This is a genomic window from Pseudoalteromonas sp. J2K-J031 (assembly GCF_058197095.2).
Map to the genome: position 1 here is coordinate 816,067 of NZ_CM200279.1, position 21,434 is coordinate 837,500.

Consider the following 21,434-nt stretch of genomic DNA (forward strand, 5'->3'; position numbering starts at 1 on the left):
ATCGCTGTACTTTAAAAAGGCCAGTCTAAGTGACTCATCAATTGCAACAGCTAAAACTCGAACTCAATACCTTAAAAACAACTATCGATAATGTGGGTGCCTATATTTACATTAAAGATGTCAATGGTTGTTATACCTATGCAAATCAAAAGGTTGTTGAGTTGTTCTCGTGTTCTTTAGAGCAGTTGATTGGTTTAGATGATAGCTATTTTTTTTCTTCAGAGCATATTGAAAACTTGCAAGAAAATGATCGTAAGGTCATGGAGCAAGGGATTGAAATTGAATGCGAGGAAAAAAATACGGTTAAAAGTACAGGCGAAACACGCTATTACTGGACAGTCAAAAAACCTTTGTATGAAGCGGGTAACGTGATTGGCATGTACGGTATTTCAACCGATATAACCGAGCGTAAGCTGCTTGAAAAGCAATTACATGAAAAACAAGCTTTGCTCGATACTGTGCTTAATAATATTGATGCTTATATCTATATGAAAAATAGTAATTCTCAATTTTTGTATACAAATAAAAAAACAGCACAATTATTTGGTCAAAAACCACAAGCTTTGCTGGGTAAAACAGCTGAAGAGTGCTTAGGTAGCGTTGCGTCGGTTGATTTTGATTTGCTTGATAAACAGGTTTTAACATCAGGTAAAAAAGTGACAGGTCAAGAGCAATTCATAGATGAAAAAGGGGAGATTCGTTATTATTGGACCACCAAGGTGCCCCTTACTAATGCAGATAATGAGGTTGTTTCATTTGTCGGTATGTCGACAGATACTACCGAAATAATTAAGTTAAAAGAGCAATATCAGCGCTTGGCTTCAACAGATGAATTAACGCAATTGCCTAATCGACGTAGCTTTACAGCACAAGGTAATTCGGAATTAGCGCGTTTTTTACGCCATGGCTGCCAATTTGTGATCTTAGTGCTGGACTTAGATTATTTTAAAAAAATTAACGACAATTTTGGTCACGCAGTTGGTGATGAGGTATTAATTGCTGTTTCTAATTGTTTTGTAAATACGGTGCGAGAGCTTGATTTTGTAAGTCGGATTGGGGGGGAAGAATTTGCCATCATTTTACCTAAGACAGATGTCGCAGCGGCTAATGTGATTGCGCAGCGCATCCGACATAACATTCAGCAGTTGGTTGTGAAATGTCTTTCTGGCGACGTTGTTCGTTTTACTATCAGTATTGGGTTGAGTGCGGTAGCGGCAAGTGATACCAAACTTGATGACATTTTATTGCGCGCAGATAAAGCGCTGTATCAAGCAAAATCAGCCGGTCGTAACTGTGTGTTTGAAAAATAATTTATCACACGCTTTAAACTGAAAAATATTAATATTTTAAATTTAAAATACTAATGCATTTTGTTTTTTATATATCCTTTACTTATGTATCTGATTAAAAAATATCATCTTTAAAGCACTGTGAAATTTTTTCAATTGCTGTTTAAATATGCTCACTTTCTCAATGTAGGCAAATACGGCTTTTATGCGTACAATAGCGCCTTGTTTGATCCATTAATTTGATCCTTTAATACGTTGCAACTAGGAGAACCCATGTTAGAACGCAGCATGAACATCGCAGATTTTGATCCAGAGTTATTTGAAGCAATCAATAAAGAAACAGCTCGTCAAGAAGAACACATTGAGCTTATTGCTTCAGAAAACTACTGTAGCCCACGCGTTTTAGAGGCTCAAGGCTCACAATTAACTAACAAATATGCAGAAGGCTACCCAGGCAAGCGTTATTACGGTGGTTGTGAACATGTTGATGTTGTTGAGCAATTAGCAATTGACCGTGCAAATGAATTATTTGGTACTGATTACGCAAACGTGCAACCACATGCGGGTTCTCAAGCAAATGCAGCGGTATTTTTAGCTTTATTAGAAGCTGGTGATACAGTGTTAGGTATGAGTCTTGCTCATGGTGGTCACTTAACTCATGGTTCTCATGTAAGTTTTTCTGGCAAATTATACAACGCAATTCAATACGGTCTAAATGCTGAAACAGGTGAGATTGACTACGCACAAGTTGAAGCGTTGGCACTTGAGCACAAGCCTAAAATGATTATTGGTGGTTTTTCTGCTTATTCAGGTATTGTTGATTGGGCTAAATTCCGCGAAATCGCAGATAAAGTTGGTGCATATTTATTTGTTGATATGGCTCATGTTGCAGGTTTAGTGGCTGCAGGCGTTTATCCAAGCCCAGTTCCGTTTGCTCACGTATTAACAACAACAACTCATAAAACATTAGCTGGCCCACGTGGTGGATTAATTTTATCTGCATGTGGCGATGAAGCTATTTATAAAAAATTAAATAGTGCTGTTTTTCCTGGTGGTCAAGGTGGTCCTTTATGCCACATTATCGCAGCTAAAGCCGTTGCATTTAAAGAAGCACTACAGCCAGAATTCAAAACATACCAAGCGCAAGTTGTTAAAAATGCACAAGCCATGGTTGCTGTTATGCAAGAACGTGGCTACAAGGTTGTATCTGGCAAAACAGAAAATCATTTATTTTTATTAGATTTAATAGATAAAGATATTACGGGTAAAGATGCTGATGCGGCACTAGGTAATGCAAACATTACTGTGAACAAAAACTCTGTGCCTAACGATCCTCGTTCACCATTTGTTACTTCAGGCTTACGTATTGGTTCTCCAGCAATCACTCGTCGTGGTTTCAAAGAAGCAGAATCAAAAGAGCTGGCCGGTTGGATTTGTGATGTTTTGGATAACATCAGCGATGTATCTGTTCAAGCTCAAGTAAAAGAGAAAGTAAAAGCAATTTGTAAAAAGTTACCTGTTTACGCTTAATTCTTCTACTGTAATTAATTTAGCGCACAAGCGAATTAATTTTTGTTATTATAAGGCCACTTTTTTAAGTGGCTTTTTTTATTGATAAAACGGCGAATTTTGTGCTCAATCAGGCATGCAAAGTTGATTGAGCTAATCTGCATTGTTGCATATAGAGGTTGAACGAGTATGTATTGCCCATTTTGTACTGCTAAAGAAACTAAAGTTATAGATTCTCGCCTAGTTGGCAGTGGCCATCAGGTGCGCCGTCGTCGAGAGTGCAACGAATGCAAAGAACGTTTTACCACCTTTGAAGGTGCAGAATTAGTGATGCCGCGAGTCATTAAACAAGACGGTAGTCGCGAGCCCTTTAATGAAGATAAGTTGATGAATGGTTTACACCGTGCACTTGAAAAGCGTCCTGTGAGCACTGAACAAATCGAAGAGGTTGTGCACCGTATTATGTCGCAACTTCGTTCAACAGGTGAGCGTGAAATACCGAGTCATATTGTTGGCGAATGCATCATGGAAGCATTGAAAAAACTCGATAAAGTAGCCTATGTGCGGTTTGCATCTGTTTATCGTTCATTTGAAGATGTCAAAGAATTTGGCGAAGAGATCGCTCGGTTAGCAGAGTAACCTTATGAGTTTTACAGAACTTGATTATCAATTTATGGCCCTTGCGATTGAGTTAGCAAAAAAAGGCTGCTATACCACATCACCTAATCCCAACGTAGGTTGTGTGCTAGTTAAAGATGGCCAGATAGTTGGGCAGGGATATCATCAAAAAGCGGGCGAAGGCCATGCTGAAGTTCATGCTTTAATGCAAGCAAAAGAACATGCTAAAGGTGCGACTGCTTATGTTACTTTAGAGCCATGCAGCCATACAGGTCGCACGGGTCCTTGTGCAGTGGCATTAGTCAATGCTGGTATTGTTAAGGTCATTGCAGCCATGGTTGATCCAAATCCAGCGGTCAGTGGGCGTGGTTTAGCGATATTAGAACAAGCGGGAATTGAAACTGCTTTTGGTTTAATGCAAGTTGAGGCTGAAGCGCTCAATGTTGGTTTTTTAAAGCGCATGCGATGTAATATGCCGTTTGTGCAGTGTAAATTAGCTGCCACTCTTGATGGCAAAACCGCTCTGGCTAATGGGCAAAGTAAATGGATAACAAGTCCGCTTGCTCGGGCTCAAGTGCAAGATTATCGTGCGCAAAGCTGCGCGGTATTGACCGGTGCCGACACCGTACTGGTTGATAATGCTAAAATGAATGTGCGTTATGATGAACTTATTAATCCACCTTTTTCTTTAGACAAATTGCGCCAGCCAATTCGCGTTGTGATTGACTCTAAGCATCGTTTAACACCGGATCTTGCTTTTTTTCAAATACAGAGCCCGGTCATTATCTTAACAACGGCTGTTGATAATTCGCATCAGTGGCCTCACTTTGTAACTCATCTGGTTGTGCCTGAAGAAAATGGCTATGTGGATTTGCGCCAAGCAATGATCTTATTGGCTGGTTTAGGCGTTAATAACGTTTGGCTTGAAGCTGGCCATACTTTAGCTGGGAAAATGGCACAACAAGGTTTGATTGATCAGTTTATTTTTTACCTCGCACCAAAATTAATCGGTCATAGCGGCAAAAGCCTTTTACACTTACCCATGTTAGAATCTATGGCTGAAGTACCTGAATTATCGATAGACGATATCACTATGGTTGGTGTCGACTTAAAAATTACGGCAACTTATAAAAAGAGTGATCATTAACTTATGTTTACTGGAATTATTGCAGCCGTTGGCCAAATCAGTGCCCTGAAAAAAGTAGGGGGCGATTTATCTGTAACGGTGAAAACAGGTAAGCTAGATTTATCTGACGTTCAACTAGGCGATAGTATCGCTACCAATGGTGTTTGTTTAACGGTTGTACGCTTGTTAGCTGACGGCTTTATGGCTGATGTTTCGCAAGAAACGCTAAGTTTAACTGGTTTTGCCCATTACACCGTAGGGCAAAAAGTCAATCTAGAAAAAGCCCTTACCCCGACATCGCGTTTAGGTGGTCATTTAGTCTCTGGGCATATTGATGGAATTGCGACCGTGGTGGCAATACAAACAAAGGGGCGTGCGGTTGATTATTGGCTCAGCGCACCGGCGCAATTATTGAAATATATCCCTTATAAAGGTTCTGTCTGTATTGATGGTATTAGTTTGACGGTTAATGAAATTAATGCGTCGCAATTTAAATTGACGATAGTGCCGCATACGGCGATAGAAACGACCATCAGTCAATTTAAAGTTGGCTCAACAGTTAACTTAGAAGTTGATCAACTCGCGCGTTATATGGAGCGTTTATTAACGCAACAAGCAGCCGCAGAACCGATGAAAAATAATGTAACGATGGATTTATTAAACCAAGCCGGTTTTATGTAACACTCCATTATCTTAATTAAAACGTTTAATAGTGTTCTATTTAAATGACAACAGCAACAGCGAGTAAGCAATGAAACTCAACAGCGCAGCAGAAATTATTGAAGACATTCGTGCCGGTAAAATGGTTATTCTGATGGATGACGAAGACCGTGAAAATGAAGGTGACTTAATTATGGCAGCCGAGCACATCAGTGCAGACGCTATCAACTTTATGGCCACTTATGGTCGCGGCTTAATTTGTTTAACGTTAACACAAGACCGTTGTCGCCAGCTTGATTTACCATTAATGGTTCGCAATAACGGCGCACAGTTTTCTACCAACTTTACTATGTCGATTGAAGCTGCAAAAGGAGTGACCACAGGAATTTCAGCTGCAGATCGCGCTCGCACTGTTCAAGCTGCGGTTGCTAAAGGCGCTGTACCGACTGATATCGTACAACCAGGTCATATTTTTCCAATTATGGCGCAACCGGGTGGTGTATTAACTCGAGCTGGGCATACCGAAGCGGGTTGCGATTTAGCGCGTTTAGCGGGGTGTGAGCCTTCATCTGTGATTGTTGAAATTCTTAACTCAGACGGCACAATGGCGCGTCGTCCTGATCTTGAGGTTTTTGCCCAGCAACATGGTTTAAAAATTGGGACCATAGCCGATTTAATCGAATACCGTAATTTAAATGAAGCAACGATTGAGCGTGTTGCCAAGTGTAAACTGCCAACAGAGCACGGTACATTTGATCTTGTTACTTACAAAGATACAATTGATGGCCAACTACATTATGCGTTGGTCAACGGCGTTGTTGAATCTAATACTCCAACCTTAGTGCGCGTGCACTTACAAAGTACATTTAATGATTTATTATTATCCGACCGTGTCGCCGATCGCAGCTGGACATTAGCTAATGCGATGCAGCGCGTTGCAAGTGAAGGGGGTGTTGTCGTTATTCTTGGTAAGCAAGAAAGTTCTGCAGAACTCGAATCAATTGTAAAAGCACTTGAAGCACAAGATAATGGCGAAACCACGCAATTGCGTAAGTTTCAAGGTACATCTCGTACCGTGGGCGTAGGCTCACAAATACTTGCTGACTTAGGTATTCATCAAATGCGTTTGATGAGTTTACCGAAAAAATATCACGCAATATCAGGCTTTGGCTTAGAAGTAATCGAATACGTCGAGCCTTAAAAAGTTAAAACCAACACCGCTCATTATTAACGCTAATATAGTTGAGCTTTTTATGTTATGATGCGCGCCGATTTTTGCGCATCAGTTTAAAACCAGTTTAAGGGCTTCGGATGAAAATTATTGAAGGTAATATGAATGCAACGGGCAAAAAATTTGCCATTGTCATTTCTCGTTTTAATAGCTTTATTGGTAGTAGCTTACTAGCAGGCGCTGTTGATACTTTAAAACGTACTGGTGGCGTAAATGACGACGACATTACCGTTATTTATGTGCCTGGTGCGGTTGAGTTACCGTTAGTAGCAAAACGTGTTGCTGCTAAAAAAGAATATGACGCGATTATTGCACTCGGTGTAGTGATCCGTGGTGGTACACCGCACTTTGATTTAGTTGCGGGTGAATCGAATAAAGGTTTAGCTCAAGTGTCTCTTGAGTATGACATTCCAGTGGCTTTTGGTGTGCTAACCACAGAAAGCATTGAACAAGCTATTGAACGAGCAGGAACCAAAATGGGTAACAAAGGCGGCGAAGCTGCTCTTGGTGCGCTTGAAATGGTAAATGTTCTTGACCAAATTTAAGGAATTGATGTGAAACCTGCAGCGAGACGTAAAGCCCGTGTTTTAGCACTACAAGCGATTTATTCATGGCAAGTAAGTGGTAATGCCATTGCCGATATCGAACAACAAATGTTACTTGAAAACGACATCAGCAAAATCGATGTTGAATACTTCAAAGATTTAGCATGTGGCGTGGCCGTACAGCATAAAGTATTGGATGTGATTTTAGCTCCGCATCTTGCTCGCCCATACGAAGATATTGATTTTGTTGAAAAAGCTATTCTTCGTTTATCAGCTTATGAGCTTAAATTCCGTGAAGACGTACCTTATAAAGTTGCGATTAACGAAGGGATTGAACTGGCAAAAATGTTCGGTGCTGAAGACAGCCATAAATTTGTAAATGGCGTGCTTGATAAAGCAGTTAAAGAATTAAAAGCTTAATCAAAATAGAGGGAGCCGGCTTAGCCCGGCTTTTTTGTGTATGCGTGAATTTGAATTGATTAGCCGGTACTTTAAAGGCCGAGGTATTACCCGTAAAGATGTGAAGTTAGGTATAGGTGATGATGCCGCTGTAATGACCGTTCCTGAAAATTGTCAGTTAGTGGTTACTACAGATACCTTAGTTGAGGGGGTTCACTTTTTTAAAGATATGCCAGCTCGGGCTTTAGGGCATCGTGCACTTGCAGTAAATTTAAGTGATTTAGCTGCGATGGGTGCAGAACCTGCTTGGATTTCATTAGCACTAACGTTACCGCATGCCGATATTGAATGGCTTGAAGAGTTTACGGCAGGGATGCATGAAATTGCAGAATATTTTAATGTACAAATTGTTGGCGGCGATACCACTCAAGGGCCTTTAACAATCACAATTTGTGCAAAAGGCACTATTCCAACGGGTAAAGCAATTACTCGCTCGGGTGCTAGAAATGGCGATTGGATTTATTTATCAGGGCCACTAGGTGATGCAGGGCTTGCTATTGAAACGCAGAAAGGTCGTTTTAATGTGCGTCCTGAGCATTTAGCCAAATTAAAACAACGTTTTGAATACCCCAGCCCGCGTGTTGCCGCAGGTCAGGTACTGCGTAATTTAGCCTCATCATGTATTGATATCTCAGATGGTTTATTGGCTGACTTAAAGCATATATTAACGATGTCGATGGTCGGTGCTGTGATTAATGTAGATAAAATTCCCACATCAGAATCGCTGCGAGCCTCATTAACAGAAGATGAGCGTTGGCCATTTGTACTTGCATATGGCGATGATTACGAGTTGCTATTTACTGTACCCGAAGATAAAAAAGGCATGCTTGATTTAAGTTTGCGTCAATACGGCGTTGAGGCTGTTTGTATCGGTCAAATCCGTGGTAATGAAGGTACAGTTGAGCTTTTAAACAAAGGTGAAAAGTTTACTTTTACAGGCCAAGGTTACCAACACTTTGCTGAGGAATGATTGTGCAGCACAAAATAGCGTTTAATTTAAAAAAACCGCACCAGTTTTTGGCCTTGGGTTTTGGCTTGGGTTTAGCGCCAAAAGCGCCAGGTACATTTGGCACATTAGCTGCCCTTCCGTTTATCTTTGCAACCGCACAGCTAGGCTGGCAATGGCAGGTTGTGGTTGCGCTACTACTTAGTGTGGTTGGTATTTGGTTGTGTGGAAAAACCGCAAAAGATGTTCAAGTGCATGATCATTCAGCAATTGTTTGGGATGAAATTGCTGGTTTTTATATCACTATGATAGGCGCTGCTATTAGTTGGCAGTCGTTACTTGTAGGGTTTTTGTTATTTCGTTTCTTTGATATTTTAAAGCCTTGGCCAATAAAATTATTGGATAAACAAGTCAAAGGTGGTTTTGGGATCATGATTGATGATGTCGCAGCAGGATTATTTTCATTGATTATTGTCCAAGCTTTGTTTAAAACAGGGTATTTAGGATAAAAAGAGTTCAGTGTGATTAAAACGTTAGTCTGTTTATGCCTCTTTTTGAGTGTTAGCTGCTTTGCTTCTATTAATGATTATGTCGTTAAAAAGTGGAGCACCAGCGATGGACTCGCGTCACAATCATTAACCAGTATTGTTCAAGACCGACAAGGCTATATCTGGGTAGGCACTCAGTTTGGCCTGAGTCGTTTTGATGGCATGAACTTCACAAATTACAGCACTGCTAACGCTGAATTTTTACAAAGTAATGCAATAAATAAATTGCAACTCGACCAAGATGGCTTGTTATGGATTGGCAGTAAAAGTGGTTTAGTACGCCTTGATCCTCGCTCGTTTGATTACGCTACTTTTAACGTTAATGGCGCTGTGCATGACATTCTGGCTGATAAAGAAGGTCGGATTTGGATTGCAGCAAATGGCCTTTATCTCTTTTTTAATGAAAAATTTATACCTATCAATCAGCTCCTCGCTAATAGTGAGGCTCCTGTGTGGCCGAATGATGACGGTAGCCGAACTCAAAAAAAATTAGTGGGTCGTATTATAGGTTCGGTCAGTAAAATGGCCTTATCACCTCAAGGGATTTGGCTGGTAAATGAACGTAATTTATTACGACTGACGTATCAGCTGAGCTCAAAATCTGCAGTAAAATTAGAAATCACCGCCAAAGTTGCATTACCTGACAGCTTAGCGCAAACCATAGTGACGGATTTAGCGTGGCTTGAAGGTAATTTGTTTTTAGCCTCAGAAGCGGGCGCATATAAACTCGATGTCGATGAGGAGTTGCGCGCGATAGCCATCCCCTATGCGATTAAAAAAGCCACTTATAAAATCATGAGTGACTCAGATGGCGGCATTTGGGCGTCGACCGAAGGGCGATTAAGTTATCGTGACCCATCGGGTGAGTGGGAAGGTGTGGATTCTTTAGAGCTTGCGCAAACTTGGTTTAACGACATTATGCGCGACCGCCATAATAATATCTGGTTAGCCAGTTCAAGCGATGGCTTATGGCAAGCACACAAGGGCTTAGTTAATCGTCATGCGACCCTTGCCGACATAAAAGAACCCATTGATGCTGTTAGGTTGTCACCAAAAAAAGTGTTGTGGGTAGCGAGTCGCTCAGGTATCGGTTTTTATAACGAAGATAAAGTATTTACCACTAAAATTAATAGTAATGATTATCAAAATGCCAAAGTGCAAAGCTTGTATTTTGATAACGACCGTTTATTTATTAATACCGAGAATGGTTTATTTATTCATGATAATAATGGTGTGCATCGTCCGACAGAGCGGATCCTTAGAACTAACTCAGTAAACTCGATTAATCGTTCTGCAGACGGCTCATTATGGTTTGGTACTGAACGCGGTTTATATCGATTAGGGTACAGCGGTTTAAAATCCTTTATTCATAACGCACATTTAGGTAGTAACAAAATCACCTATCAGCTTATTAGTGAGAACTATAACTGGCTTGGTACAACAAAAGGTGCGTATGGATTTAGTGATAAAGGTATTGACCCCATAGCAACGAACTCAGCGCTGGCTAATGCAAGCGTCAGTAGTATGCTCGAGCTACCCGAACATGTGATATTGATTGGTACTATGACAAATGGCTTATTCTACCGGACATTAGATAATGAGTGGCACCAACTTGATGCATCTAATGGTTTACCGTATGGATCTATTTTAAGCCTTCATTATGATGAAAAATATCAGCACATTTGGGTGAGTAATTTAAAAGGTGTGTATCGCATGCCAGCTGCGCAATTTAGTCATAAAATAAATAATATTCAAATCGAACAAGTCTTGAGCTCATTTGACCGCCAACTTGATGGTAAGCTCAGCCAATGCTGCGCTGGCAAAGGGCAAGATGCCGTTGCCGATACCGGTGATTCATTATGGTATCCAAGTTTGCAAGGGTTAATCGAAATACCAAAAGATATCGAACTTTTTGGTCAAGCTACGTTAGAACCAATTGTTGAGAGCATTAGCACAACAAATTTAGAACACCGAGTAAAAAATGGTATCGGCACAATTGATGTTGATGCGCGTGATTTAACAATTAACTACTCCGCAATTGATTTTTATGCCCCTAATAGCTTGGAGTTTCGCTATCAATTAGTAAATTTTGATAAGTCTTGGCGTTTTGCAAATCGTCGACGTGAAGCTATTTATACTAATTTACCGCCAGGGGAGTTTACCTTTGAACTCGAGGTTAAACGCCAAAGTATGACTTGGGATCAAGCTGTTAAAACGCGCCTTACTGTCAACATAGCTAAGCGGTTTGATGAAACTGTTTATTTTAGATTGTTAATGGTGAGTTTATTTATCACCTTGCTATACGCTATCTTTTTGATTTATCGTAATCAAGAGCGACGTAAACAAGTTGAGCTTGAAAAGCAAGTAGAGGCTCGTACTACAGAGCTTACGGATACTAATAACAAATTAAATTTAGCTAATTCACAATTAAAGCAAGTGAGTCACTCCGATGAACTAACAGGTCTGCGAAGTCGGCGTTTCCTATTTGATCAGCTTCCTAAAGATATTGAACATTACCAACGTAATCGTGACAGTTTAGAAGGGCAAGGTAAAGCCTTGGCGCTAGTGATAGTGAACCTCGATGAATTTAGTCGAATTAATGATGCCTACGGGCCCATATTTGGTGATAGTTGTTTACAACAAGTGGCGACGTTATTGATTGGTAAAACACAAGGATCCGATTATGTTGTGCGTTGGAGTGGTGATGAGTTTTTGCTATTACTACGCGATATGAAACGCAACGCTATTGATGACTATACGAAAAATCTGTGCCGAACTATTGCAGGTCATAAGTTTAAATTACCTAATGGCAAAACAGTGCATTTATCAAGTTCATTAGGTTGGGCTTTTTATCCGTTGCCTTTATTGGGTGGTCAAATAATCGGTTGGGAAACTTCAATTAACTTGGCTGATTTGGCTCTTCATAAAGTCAAAGAGCGAGGTCGAAATGGGGTTGCGACCTTTACTTTTGATGAGCAACTCGATGCATTTGAATTTGAAGATAATGAAATTATTGAAAAACAATTAACCGATTTACTTGATACTCAATTAGCAAAATTACATATTTGGATGCAAGAACGTTGGTCGATGAAAATCTAGAGCGCTCAATTAAACGTGTTGCTTAATTTTATTGAATTTAAAACATAAAAAACCCAGTTGTTCACTGGGTTTTTTATTTGAAATGAGGTTTAGGCAATATAATCGCTGATTTTTGCCAAAATACCAGCGCTATCTAACCCCATCTCACTGTGCATTTCATTTTGGGTACCATGTTTAATGAACTCATCAGGGATCCCTAAATTTAAAACGTGTACTGCTAATTTTTCGTTCATGACAAACTCATTCACGGCAGAGCCTGCACCACCTTGTATTGCGTTATCTTCTAACGTAATAAAATACTGGTGGGTCTTACTAAGTTTGGTTAATAAATCACAATCAATCGGCTTGATAAAGCGCATATCGACCAAGGTTGCGTTTAATTGTTCTGCAACTGGCTGTGCATTTTCAAGCAAAGTACCAAATGAGAGAATTGCGACTTTTTCACCTGTCCGGATCGTATTTGCTTTACCAATGGTAATTGCTTGCATTGGGGAATTAGCTACGTACTCTCCAGCACTTCCTCGAGGATAACGCACTGCGGCAGGTTGGTTTAGCGTGTGGCCCGTATAAAGCATATTACGGCATTCGTTGGTATCACTCGGTGCCATGATCACCATATTTGGAATGCAGCGCATAAAACTTAAATCGTACGCACCTTGATGGGTTTCGCCATCTGCACCAACAATTCCAGCTCGATCAATAGCAAACAAAACAGGCAGGTTTTGTAGTGCAACATCATGAATAAGTTGATCGTATGCACGTTGTAAAAAGCTTGAGTAAATAGCGACAACAGGCTTGAGTCCTTCACAAGCAAGGCCAGCTGCAAACGTAACTGCATGTTGTTCTGCAATTGCTACATCAAAATACTGCGCTGGATACTCTTTTGAAAAGCGGACCATTCCCGAACCTTCTCGCATGGCTGGAGTGATAGCCATTAGTTTGTTATCTTGCGCCGCCATATCACATAACCAATCACCAAACACTTTAGAGAAGGTGGGGGCGGCTGGTTTTGATTTAGGTAAGCTCGACTCGTTAGGGTCAAATTTTGGCACACCATGATAGCCGATAGGATCCGCTTCGGCTGGCTGGTAACCTTTGCCTTTTTGAGTGCGGACATGAAGTAACTGTGGGCCTTTTAAGTTACGCATGTTACGAAGGGTATCACACAGCATGTTTACATCGTGACCATCTATAGGTCCGATGTAATTAAATCCAAGCTCTTCAAAAAAAGTGCCAGGAACAACCATGCCTTTTAGGTGTTCTTCCATTTTGCTGGCAAGTTCTTTTACTGGAGGCATGCCAGATAATAATTTTTTTCCGCCCTCACGAATATTGGTATAAAAGCTACCTGATAGGATGCGTGCTAAATGATTATTTAGTGCGCCAACATTTTCAGAAATTGACATCTCATTGTCATTTAAAATGACTAGCATATCAGCATCGAGATCTCCTGCATGGTTCATTGCTTCGAATGCCATACCCGCAGTTACTGCGCCATCACCAATAACAGCAACTACTTTACGGTTTTTGGCTTCTTTTTTTGCAGCAATAGCCATGCCTAGAGCAGCTGAAATTGAGGTACTTGAATGGCCTACACTAAATGTATCGTATAGGCTTTCTTCTCGATATGGAAATGGGTGTAAACCATTCTTTTGACGAATGGTATGCATTTGGTCACGTCGACCCGTTAGAATTTTGTGTGGGTATGCTTGATGACCCACATCCCAAATCAGACGGTCTTCGGGTGTGTTATACACATAATGCAACGCAACTGTCAGTTCTACAGTGCCAAGGCCAGACGCAAGGTGGCCACTGCTTTGTGATACTGATGTGAGTAAATATTCTCTTAATTCAGTACTTAAAGCAGTTAATCGCTCTTGAGGGAGCTCGCGTAATTGTGCTGGCTCATCGATTAAACCCAATAAGGGATATTTGCTATTATCAACGGTCATGATATTTAATGATTATCCTTACTTTACTGGCTCGATTATACATTAAAAATGCGCTTGTTCTTTTTCTTTTGTTGTTTCAAGCGGCATAATTTAAGGCTTTGTATTTAGTTGTTAGTGATCTCTAGAAACGATATACGCGGCTAATTGTGCTAATAGTGTCGTATCTTCAGGTATTTTTGCTAATGCGTTAAGTGCATTTTCATATAATTGCTGAGATTTTAATTTCGCTTGTTCTAACCCTAAAAGAGCTGGGTATGTTGATTTATTTGCTTCTAAATCAGATCCTTGAGGTTTGCCTAACGTAGCCGTATCTCCCTCAATATCAAGAATATCGTCTTGCACTTGAAACGCTAAGCCAATATTTTCGCCAAAGACATTCAAGTGATGCAAAATTTCAGGCGTTGCTTTGGGGGCACAAATGGCACCCATTGTAATCGCACTTGTTAATAATGCACCTGTTTTCAATTGATGGATTTGCTCTAATTGATCTAGGTTTATTACGCGATTGGTAGCTGAAATATCTAAGGCCTGCCCACCACACATCCCCTTTAAACCTGATGCTCGAGCTAAGTTTGCTACCAACATGACTTGCTGCTGCGCGCTAATCGCTTTGAAGCGGTTAGATGATAATATTTCAAATGCGAATGTTTGCAGCGCATCCCCCGCCAAAATAGCTGTTGCTTCATCATATGCAATATGACAAGTGGGCTTTCCTCTGCGTAAATCATCATCATCCATGGCTGGTAAGTCATCATGAATTAAAGAGTAGCTATGAATACATTCAACCGCTGCTGCCACTAAATCTAAGTCATCAGGATTAGCTCCTAATATTTCTCCAGTGACATATGTCAGGCAAGGGCGGATGCGCTTACCTCCGTTGAATAAACTGTAACGGGATGCGGCAAGCAAATTTGGGTCAGTAATCATAGGTTGAGCTAATAAAGTATCAAGGATACGCTCAACTCGAAGCTGATTATCTAAAATGAGTCTTTTTATAGTCACTTATTCAGCTGCCGCTTCAAAAGGAGTTAATTTGGCTTGCGGATCATTTCCCATTAAAATGCTGACTTTTTGCTCAGCATGTTGCAATTTAGTAGATGAGACTTGTGCTAATTGGATACCACGCTCGAATTGTTTAAGCGACTGTTCAAGTGTGAGATTACCAGTTTCCATATCTGCTACTATGCTGCTCAGTTCATGCATTGCATCTTCAAAACTGAGGTTTTCTGGTTTTTTAGTTGCCATATTGTCGTCATATCATGGGATTGAGTTAGTTAATGGGGGATTCTAGGGGGAATCGGGTTGTAATTCAATTTATCTCACTGTCTTAATAAAAAACAGTGGCATGATGCGCTGGAGTCATGCTTAAAAAATGCTTTCAAATTAAAATTAACGCTATAGTTAGATTTAAGTTATTTTAGAGTTTGCCGATACTAAAAACGACCTATATTATAAGTACAGTTTTATGTTAACTAATGATTTTTATAGATTTCCCTCGGAGGGCCAGTGGATTTAGCAACGTTAATAGGCATGGTAGGTGCAATAGGCTTTATCGTCATGGCGATGATTCTAGGTGGCGACCTTGGTATGTTCGTCGATATCCCTTCAGTTTTGATTGTATTTTGTGGTTCGTTATTTGTTGTGTTATCCAACTTTACCATGGGGCAATTTTTTGGTATTGGAAAAGTGGCTGGTAAAGCGTTTATGTTTAAAATCGAAAGCCCTGATGAGTTAATTGAAAAAGCAGTGGAATTAGCTGATTCGGCTCGTAAAGGGGGTTTTTTAGCATTAGAAGAAGCTGAAATTCCAAACGCTTTTATGCAAAAAGGCATAAACATGCTCGTAGATGGTCACGATGCAGATGTCGTTCGAGAAACATTACAAAAAGATATTACACTCACCTCCGAACGCCACGATGCTGGCTCTACCTTATTCAAAGCATTAGGTGACGTGGCACCTGCAATGGGCATGATTGGTACTTTAATCGGCTTAGTTGCTATGTTATCAAACATGGACGATCCAAAAGCGATTGGTCCTGCTATGGCGGTAGCCTTATTAACCACCTTATATGGTGCGTTTTTAGCAAATGTAATCGCAATTCCAATCGTTGCAAAGCTTCAAGTCCGTAAAGCGGAAGAAGAGCTTAATCAAAACTTGATATTAGATGCGGTGCTTGGTATTCAAGATGGCCAAAATCCAAAGGTCATCGAAGGTATATTGAAAAACTATCTACCAGAATCTAAACGTAATGTAGATACGGAGGGTTAGCCGATATGTCGGAAGCCAAGTGTAAGTGTCCACCTCCAGGGCTTCCAGCTTGGATGGGAACGTTTGCTGATTTAATGTCGTTATTGATGTGCTTCTTTGTGCTGTTGCTGGCGATGTCTGAAATGGATGTGCTTAAATTTAAACAAATAGCAGGTTCAATGAAATTTGCATTTGGTGTGCAAAATAAATTAGAAGTCAAAGATATTCCAAAAGGAACAAGTGTCATCGCGATGGAGTTCAGGCCAGGAAAACCGGATCCGTCGCCAATTGAAACTATTCAGCAGCAAACGTCTGAAATGACCCAGCAAATGTTGGAGTTTCAGGCTGGTGATGAAGATTCAGCAGGCGGTCGCCAGGAGCAGCGAGGAAACAAACGGGGTGGTGAGTCACAAAGCACCGCTAAGTCGGAAGCTGCAGCATCCGAAAAAACAGCTGATCAAGAGCAAGTTAATGAATTAGTTAAAAAAATAGCACAGCAACTTGAAGAACAAATTCAAGATGGTGCTATTGAGCTTGAATCCTTAGGTCAGCAAATTATTATTCGTATTCGTGAAAATGGCTCTTTTCCATCGGGTAGCGCATTTTTACAACCCCAATTTAAGCCAATTATTCAAAAAATAGCGGTTTTGCTCAAAGATGTGCCAGGTGAAATTACCGTATCGGGACATACGGATGATTATCAAGTAAGTAATGAGCTGTATTTTAATAATTGGGATTTATCAGCAAAACGTTCTGTTGCGGTTGCGAGTGAAATGCAAAAAGTGTCAGGTTTTGATAAAAATCGTATGGTTGTAATTGGTCATGCAGATACTCGTCCTATGGTTCCAAATGAAGATAGTGAGTCACGTAAGCGAAATCGTCGAGTTGAAATCTCAATCATGCAAGGTAAGGCAAAAGAGTCTGACCCAATTGATGTACAAAAATAAGTTATTTGTTGATTTTTTTAATGAAAAAAGATTAACTAGGCTGGCTAAGCAATCTAGTTTAGTTTTTATTTAAGGACAAATGAAATGAAGAAAATCGATAAATATACGTATATGCCAGGTAATGGTGGTGGTGACGATAGTAATCCACCTGATAAGCCACCGGTGAAAAAAGATTAATTCAAATGCCTGAATGGTATGTGGCTATATTAAAAATAGTAAACAGCAGTATGGTTTTTTTGTTATTACCTGCTGCTGTTATTTTTTTTGTGCGCAAGGATAAGCTCGCCTTTAATTTCGTGTTAGTAACAATCTTCTTTTTTTTAATCGGCAATTTGTCTGAGTCGTTTATAAAAACGGTAGATAAAGATATGTTTGTCTACAGGTATCTTTTTTGGGCTGCAATCGATATTGCGTGGATGGCTGTAATCGCTAACTGGGCTTTAAAAGATAAAGTTTATTTATGGCAAAGTATTATTGGTCAATTAATTGTTGTATCAGCCCCTTTACTGCAATTATTTCGATTGTTGGACCGTCACCTTTGGGATTTATCCTACAGCAATTATCTTTATCAAACGCTTTTACCTATCATCAATATAGCAACGTTAATTGTATGCTATCTCCCTTTATTGTTAATTCTCAGAAAAAGAAAAAAATTACAGCATTTGTCTATTTAGTTATTCGAGTGTTAAAATACTGGATATATAACCAGTTAAAATTGATTTCTTATGAAACTCTACATTGCTGAAAAACCGTCATTAGGGCGCGCTATTGCCGATGTATTACCTAAACCTCATCAAAAGGGCGATGGCTTTATTAAAGCTGCCAATGGTGATGTGGTCTCTTGGTGTATTGGTCATTTATTAGAGCAAGCTGAGCCTGATCATTACAATCCGCTTTTTAAGAAGTGGGATGTAAATCATTTGCCTATAGTGCCACAAAAATGGCAATTGATTGTAAAACCAAAAACTCGTAAGCAATTTACTGTTTTAAAAAAGCTGATTAAACAAGCTGATATTCTTGTTAATGCTGGCGACCCCGATAGGGAAGGGCAATTACTGGTTGATGAAGTGATTGAGTTTGCAGGCGCAAGTGAGAGTAAAAAATCACAAACTCAACGATTATTAATCAGTGACTTAAATCCATCTGCAGTATTAAAAGCGCTCGACAAACTTGCTTCTAATCATGATTTTATACCGCTTTCTGTATCAGCATTAGCCCGTTCACGTGCCGATTGGTTATTTGGTATGAATTTAACGCGTGCCTATACTTTGGCGGGGCAAAAAGCTGGATGTCATCGTGTGCTCTCAGTTGGTCGAGTGCAAACCCCTATTTTAGGTTTGGTGGTGCGCAGAGATTTAGAAATAGCTCATTTTGTTTCAAAACCATTTTATGAGGTATTGGCTCATTTAATAACAGATAAGCAAGAAACATTTTCTGTTAAATGGCAACCCAGTGAGGCTTGTTTACCTTATCAAGATGAAGAGGGCCGAGTGCTTGTTAAAGCGCTTGCAGAAAATGTGGTTAAACGTATTACTGGACAATCTGCTTTAGTTAAAAAATTGCAGCAACAACAAAAGCGCCAACACCCACCCCTACCATATAACTTATCTGCGTTACAAATAGACGCAGCTAAAGCGTTTGCGATGTCAGCTCAAACAGTGCTTAATGTGTGCCAAAATTTATATGAAAAACACAAAGCGATTACTTACCCTCGGTCAGATAATCGTTTTTTACCCAATGAACATTGGTTTGAAGCAAAACAGGTTCTCACTGCAATCTCACAAAATAAAGGGCAAGATAATAAGTTAGTTGCACAAGCTGATTTAGCGCTTCGTTCTAAATGTTGGAATGATGGTAAAGTAGAAGCGCATCATGCCATCATCCCAACCGCAAAAAAATTACCGATTAATAGTCTTGATAAAGATGAGCTTAAAATTTACCAATTGATTAGCCGCCATTATCTAGCGCAGTTTTATCCCGCTTATGTATTTAATGAAACCAAGGTCGAGGTAGAAATTTCAGGTGGTAAGTTTAATACTACGGCAAAACAAGAGCTAGAGCTGGGCTTTAAGGTCTTAATGGGTAAAGATGAGCTGCAAGCTGAACAAACGTTACCGCCATTAATAGAGGCGCAACAATTACACTGTGATAATGGGGAGTTGGTCGAAAAAATGACCCAGCCGCCAGCTCATTTTAATGATGCTACGCTACTTGGGGCGATGACAGGGATCAGCCGCTATGTTAGTGACACCGAAATAAAAAAAATACTCAAGGATACGGATGGCTTAGGTACTGAAGCAACCCGTGCAGGTATCATTGAGTTATTATTTAAGCGTGGCTTTTTAGTGCGAGAAGGTAAAAAAATTAAGTCGACTGAAACAGGTCAGGCCTTAATAAAAATGCTCCCAGATATAATTACGCGCCCTGATTTAACCGCGCTTTGGGAAGCAAGTCTTGCCGATATAGCACAAAAAAAACAAAGCTATCAGCATTTTATGCAGCCTTTAGTAACGCAGCTTCATGAACTCATCAATTTAGCAAAAAATTGTGATCATTCGCTGTTTAGTAATTTACCAGCCCAACCGATAAAAAAACGTTTTAATCGCAAGCGAAAAGCAACTGCAAAACAGTCAGTTTCATAATATCAAAAGCGTGATAAGGGGGTTATCAAATGATAGCTCCCTAAACAGTCTTAAAAAATAAAAGCTAAATGAACTTGGTTTATGGTTTAGAAAAAGGCTTGATGCTTTATTCACATCACGCCTCTTGTGTGTAACTTGGAAACAACTTGTTATTAACTGTCTGCGTAGATTAATCGGAGGTTTGAGCCTTAAATAAGTCTAATGCAGCGGAGGTCATCGCTCTAACACCTGTTTTAATTGTAAGAGGGTAATCTGGTGCAAATAAACTGGAGTGTAATGAAGGTAGAGTTTCACCTGATTGTTGAGCTTTTTGGTATTGTTCAGGATTAACTCCTCCTAACCAAAAAATTGTGATAGGAATTGATTGCTCTGTTCTGCCATATAGACCAAAATCTTCACCAGCCATAACTGGCTCGGCAGTAATTACATTGTCTGCTCCTAACTCAATTTCAATACTACTTCGAACTTGCTTGGCAAGCGCAATCTCATTAATTGTTGATGGTATGGACTCTTCATAATGTACCTTTACTTCAGGATAAAGGTTTTTTTCAAGCCCAGCACTCATAGCGATACCATCACTAATGCGTTTTATCGCAGCGATTTGTTGATCTCGCACTTCTGAATTATAAGAACGAAGAGTGAGCTGTAATTTAACCTCATTAGAAATGATATTGTGTTTTGAACCTCCATGAATAGAACCAACAGTAAGTACAGAGGGTTCAAGTGGGGTAATTTCACGACTAGTAATTGTTTGAAGGGCCAATACTAAACGCGCAGCAATAACAACCGGATCAATCGTTAGGTGTGGGTAAGCACCGTGGCCTCCTTTACCTTTTACGGTAATATCGACAGAGTCAACACTCGTAAGTGCATAATCTGGCGCAATCGCGACTTTGCCAGCTTCAACCCCTGCGCTTACATGCAGCCCAATCACAAAACTAGGTTTTGCTATTTGTTCAAATAACCCCTGATTGAGCATTGCTTTAGCTCCTGCGCCTACTTCTTCGGCTGGCTGAGCTACCATCATTAATGTGCCTTGCCATTCATTTTTTCTATTGATCAGTTGTTCTGCGGTGCCGATAAAGCTGGTCATATGAATGTCGTGACCACAGCCATGCATTACTCCGACCGTATTGTTGTGTTGATCTATCGTCGTAACTTTAGATGCATACGGTTTATTGGTTTGCTCTATAATAGGCAAGCCATCAGTATCTGTACGGATCATTAAAGTAGGTCCGTCACCATTTTTATAAATACCAACAACGCCATAACCACCATAATTATCTGTTACCTCAAAACCTAAAGTGGATAGTTGTTGTGCCATTTTTTTTGCTGTCTCTTTTTCATGATAAGAGAGTTCAGGGTTTTGATGTAAATCGATATAAAGCTTTTTAAGGTTTGGCAAAGCAGTATCCACTGTTTGCTCAAGTGAGTTTGCATTACATGCACTGCTGATAAGTAAGGCTAAATACGCCAGAGACTTTGTTTTCATGATAATTCCTATTGTTATTTTTGGTTATCAAACACGAATGAATGCTTGTAAAATAAGCTTTTAACACCATATATCAAAACATAATCATTCAATTGGCAAGTAAGATGAGTAATATAATAGATTT

At 39.9% G+C, this 21,434-nt stretch carries 20 protein-coding genes (1 of these 20 running past the window's edge); 16 read left to right on the plus strand and 4 right to left on the minus strand.

Annotated features, from left to right (window positions below; genetic code table 11):
• Window positions 1-29 precede the first annotated feature (29 nt).
• The 11 genes from AC3KZC_RS03730 (at window position 30) to AC3KZC_RS03780 (ending at window position 12,030) form a co-directional block, all read left to right on the plus strand.
• Window positions 30-1,310: a sensor domain-containing diguanylate cyclase gene (locus tag AC3KZC_RS03730; RefSeq protein WP_490579093.1), complete on the plus strand. Its 1,281-nt coding sequence runs from the start codon at window positions 30-32 to the stop codon at window positions 1,308-1,310.
• Between the two features lie 252 nt (window positions 1,311-1,562).
• Entirely contained in the window at window positions 1,563-2,819 is a 1,257-nt protein-coding gene (gene glyA, locus AC3KZC_RS03735; protein ID WP_490579092.1) for a serine hydroxymethyltransferase, read from the plus strand.
• Between the two features lie 168 nt (window positions 2,820-2,987).
• The gene (gene nrdR / locus AC3KZC_RS03740; RefSeq protein ID WP_490579091.1) at window positions 2,988-3,437 is read left to right on the plus strand and encodes a transcriptional regulator NrdR; all 450 of its coding nucleotides are present in this window, start codon (window positions 2,988-2,990) and stop codon (window positions 3,435-3,437) included.
• A gap of 4 nt (window positions 3,438-3,441) precedes the next feature.
• Window positions 3,442-4,563: a bifunctional diaminohydroxyphosphoribosylaminopyrimidine deaminase/5-amino-6-(5-phosphoribosylamino)uracil reductase RibD gene (ribD, locus tag AC3KZC_RS03745; RefSeq protein ID WP_490579090.1), complete on the plus strand. Its 1,122-nt coding sequence runs from the start codon at window positions 3,442-3,444 to the stop codon at window positions 4,561-4,563.
• A 3-nt stretch (window positions 4,564-4,566) separates the two neighbouring features.
• The gene (locus tag AC3KZC_RS03750; RefSeq protein WP_490579089.1) at window positions 4,567-5,223 is read left to right on the plus strand and encodes a riboflavin synthase; all 657 of its coding nucleotides are present in this window, start codon (window positions 4,567-4,569) and stop codon (window positions 5,221-5,223) included.
• 70 nt (window positions 5,224-5,293) lie between these two features.
• On the plus strand, window positions 5,294-6,403 hold the full coding sequence (gene ribBA, locus AC3KZC_RS03755; RefSeq protein WP_490579088.1) for a bifunctional 3,4-dihydroxy-2-butanone-4-phosphate synthase/GTP cyclohydrolase II: 1,110 nt from the start codon (window positions 5,294-5,296) through the stop codon (window positions 6,401-6,403).
• A 110-nt stretch (window positions 6,404-6,513) separates the two neighbouring features.
• A complete protein-coding gene (gene ribH / locus AC3KZC_RS03760) occupies window positions 6,514-6,978 on the plus strand; it encodes a 6,7-dimethyl-8-ribityllumazine synthase (protein ID WP_305972900.1) in 465 nt (154 codons plus the stop codon).
• Between the two features lie 9 nt (window positions 6,979-6,987).
• Window positions 6,988-7,398 carry a transcription antitermination factor NusB gene (gene nusB, locus AC3KZC_RS03765; protein ID WP_490579087.1) on the plus strand — a complete coding sequence of 137 codons (411 nt, stop codon included), beginning with the start codon at window positions 6,988-6,990 and terminating at the stop codon, window positions 7,396-7,398.
• A 40-nt stretch (window positions 7,399-7,438) separates the two neighbouring features.
• Window positions 7,439-8,407, plus strand: coding sequence for a thiamine-phosphate kinase (gene thiL, locus AC3KZC_RS03770; RefSeq protein WP_490579086.1), 969 nt, complete (start codon window positions 7,439-7,441; stop codon window positions 8,405-8,407).
• On the plus strand, window positions 8,404-8,892 hold the full coding sequence (locus AC3KZC_RS03775; RefSeq protein ID WP_490579085.1) for a phosphatidylglycerophosphatase A family protein: 489 nt from the start codon (window positions 8,404-8,406) through the stop codon (window positions 8,890-8,892). Before thiL ends, AC3KZC_RS03775 begins: the two co-directional genes overlap by 4 nt.
• Before the next feature lie 12 nt (window positions 8,893-8,904).
• On the plus strand, window positions 8,905-12,030 hold the full coding sequence (locus AC3KZC_RS03780; RefSeq protein WP_490579084.1) for a diguanylate cyclase domain-containing protein: 3,126 nt from the start codon (window positions 8,905-8,907) through the stop codon (window positions 12,028-12,030).
• Window positions 12,031-12,119: 89 nt separating this feature from the next.
• Here the strand turns inward: AC3KZC_RS03780 and dxs are convergent, their stop codons facing one another.
• The 3 genes from dxs to AC3KZC_RS03795 all read right to left on the minus strand — a co-directional run bounded on the left by dxs (window position 12,120) and on the right by AC3KZC_RS03795 (window position 15,227).
• On the minus strand, window positions 12,120-13,982 hold the full coding sequence (gene dxs / locus AC3KZC_RS03785) for a 1-deoxy-D-xylulose-5-phosphate synthase (RefSeq protein ID WP_490579083.1): 1,863 nt from the start codon (window positions 13,980-13,982) through the stop codon (window positions 12,120-12,122).
• Between the two features lie 111 nt (window positions 13,983-14,093).
• Window positions 14,094-14,984, minus strand: coding sequence for a (2E,6E)-farnesyl diphosphate synthase (gene ispA, locus AC3KZC_RS03790; RefSeq protein WP_490579082.1), 891 nt, complete (start codon window positions 14,982-14,984; stop codon window positions 14,094-14,096).
• Window positions 14,985-15,227: an exodeoxyribonuclease VII small subunit gene (locus tag AC3KZC_RS03795; RefSeq protein ID WP_490579081.1), complete on the minus strand. Its 243-nt coding sequence runs from the start codon at window positions 15,225-15,227 to the stop codon at window positions 14,985-14,987.
• A gap of 261 nt (window positions 15,228-15,488) precedes the next feature.
• On the opposite strand from AC3KZC_RS03795, the gene pomA reads away from it, so the two are divergent.
• From pomA to AC3KZC_RS03815, 4 genes are all read left to right on the plus strand, one after another.
• Window positions 15,489-16,250 carry a flagellar motor protein PomA gene (gene pomA / locus AC3KZC_RS03800; RefSeq protein ID WP_490579080.1) on the plus strand — a complete coding sequence of 254 codons (762 nt, stop codon included), beginning with the start codon at window positions 15,489-15,491 and terminating at the stop codon, window positions 16,248-16,250.
• Window positions 16,251-16,255: 5 nt separating this feature from the next.
• Window positions 16,256-17,176, plus strand: coding sequence for a flagellar motor protein MotB (locus tag AC3KZC_RS03805; protein ID WP_490579079.1), 921 nt, complete (start codon window positions 16,256-16,258; stop codon window positions 17,174-17,176).
• 197 nt (window positions 17,177-17,373) lie between these two features.
• Window positions 17,374-17,850 carry a hypothetical protein gene (locus AC3KZC_RS03810; protein ID WP_490579078.1) on the plus strand — a complete coding sequence of 159 codons (477 nt, stop codon included), beginning with the start codon at window positions 17,374-17,376 and terminating at the stop codon, window positions 17,848-17,850.
• Between the two features lie 51 nt (window positions 17,851-17,901).
• Window positions 17,902-19,818 carry a DNA topoisomerase III gene (locus AC3KZC_RS03815; protein WP_490579077.1) on the plus strand — a complete coding sequence of 639 codons (1,917 nt, stop codon included), beginning with the start codon at window positions 17,902-17,904 and terminating at the stop codon, window positions 19,816-19,818.
• Window positions 19,819-19,987: 169 nt separating this feature from the next.
• On the opposite strand, the gene AC3KZC_RS03820 is transcribed toward AC3KZC_RS03815, so the two are convergent.
• Complete coding sequence (locus AC3KZC_RS03820; RefSeq protein WP_490579076.1) at window positions 19,988-21,310, minus strand: M20 metallopeptidase family protein; 1,323 nt, start codon at window positions 21,308-21,310, stop codon at window positions 19,988-19,990.
• A 104-nt stretch (window positions 21,311-21,414) separates the two neighbouring features.
• Between AC3KZC_RS03820 and AC3KZC_RS03825 the strand changes: the two genes are divergently transcribed.
• Window positions 21,415-21,434: the beginning of a tetratricopeptide repeat protein gene (locus tag AC3KZC_RS03825; protein ID WP_490579075.1), read on the plus strand. It continues 838 nt past the right edge of the window; only the first 20 of its 858 coding nucleotides appear in the window; its start codon is at window positions 21,415-21,417; its stop codon lies off the right edge, out of view.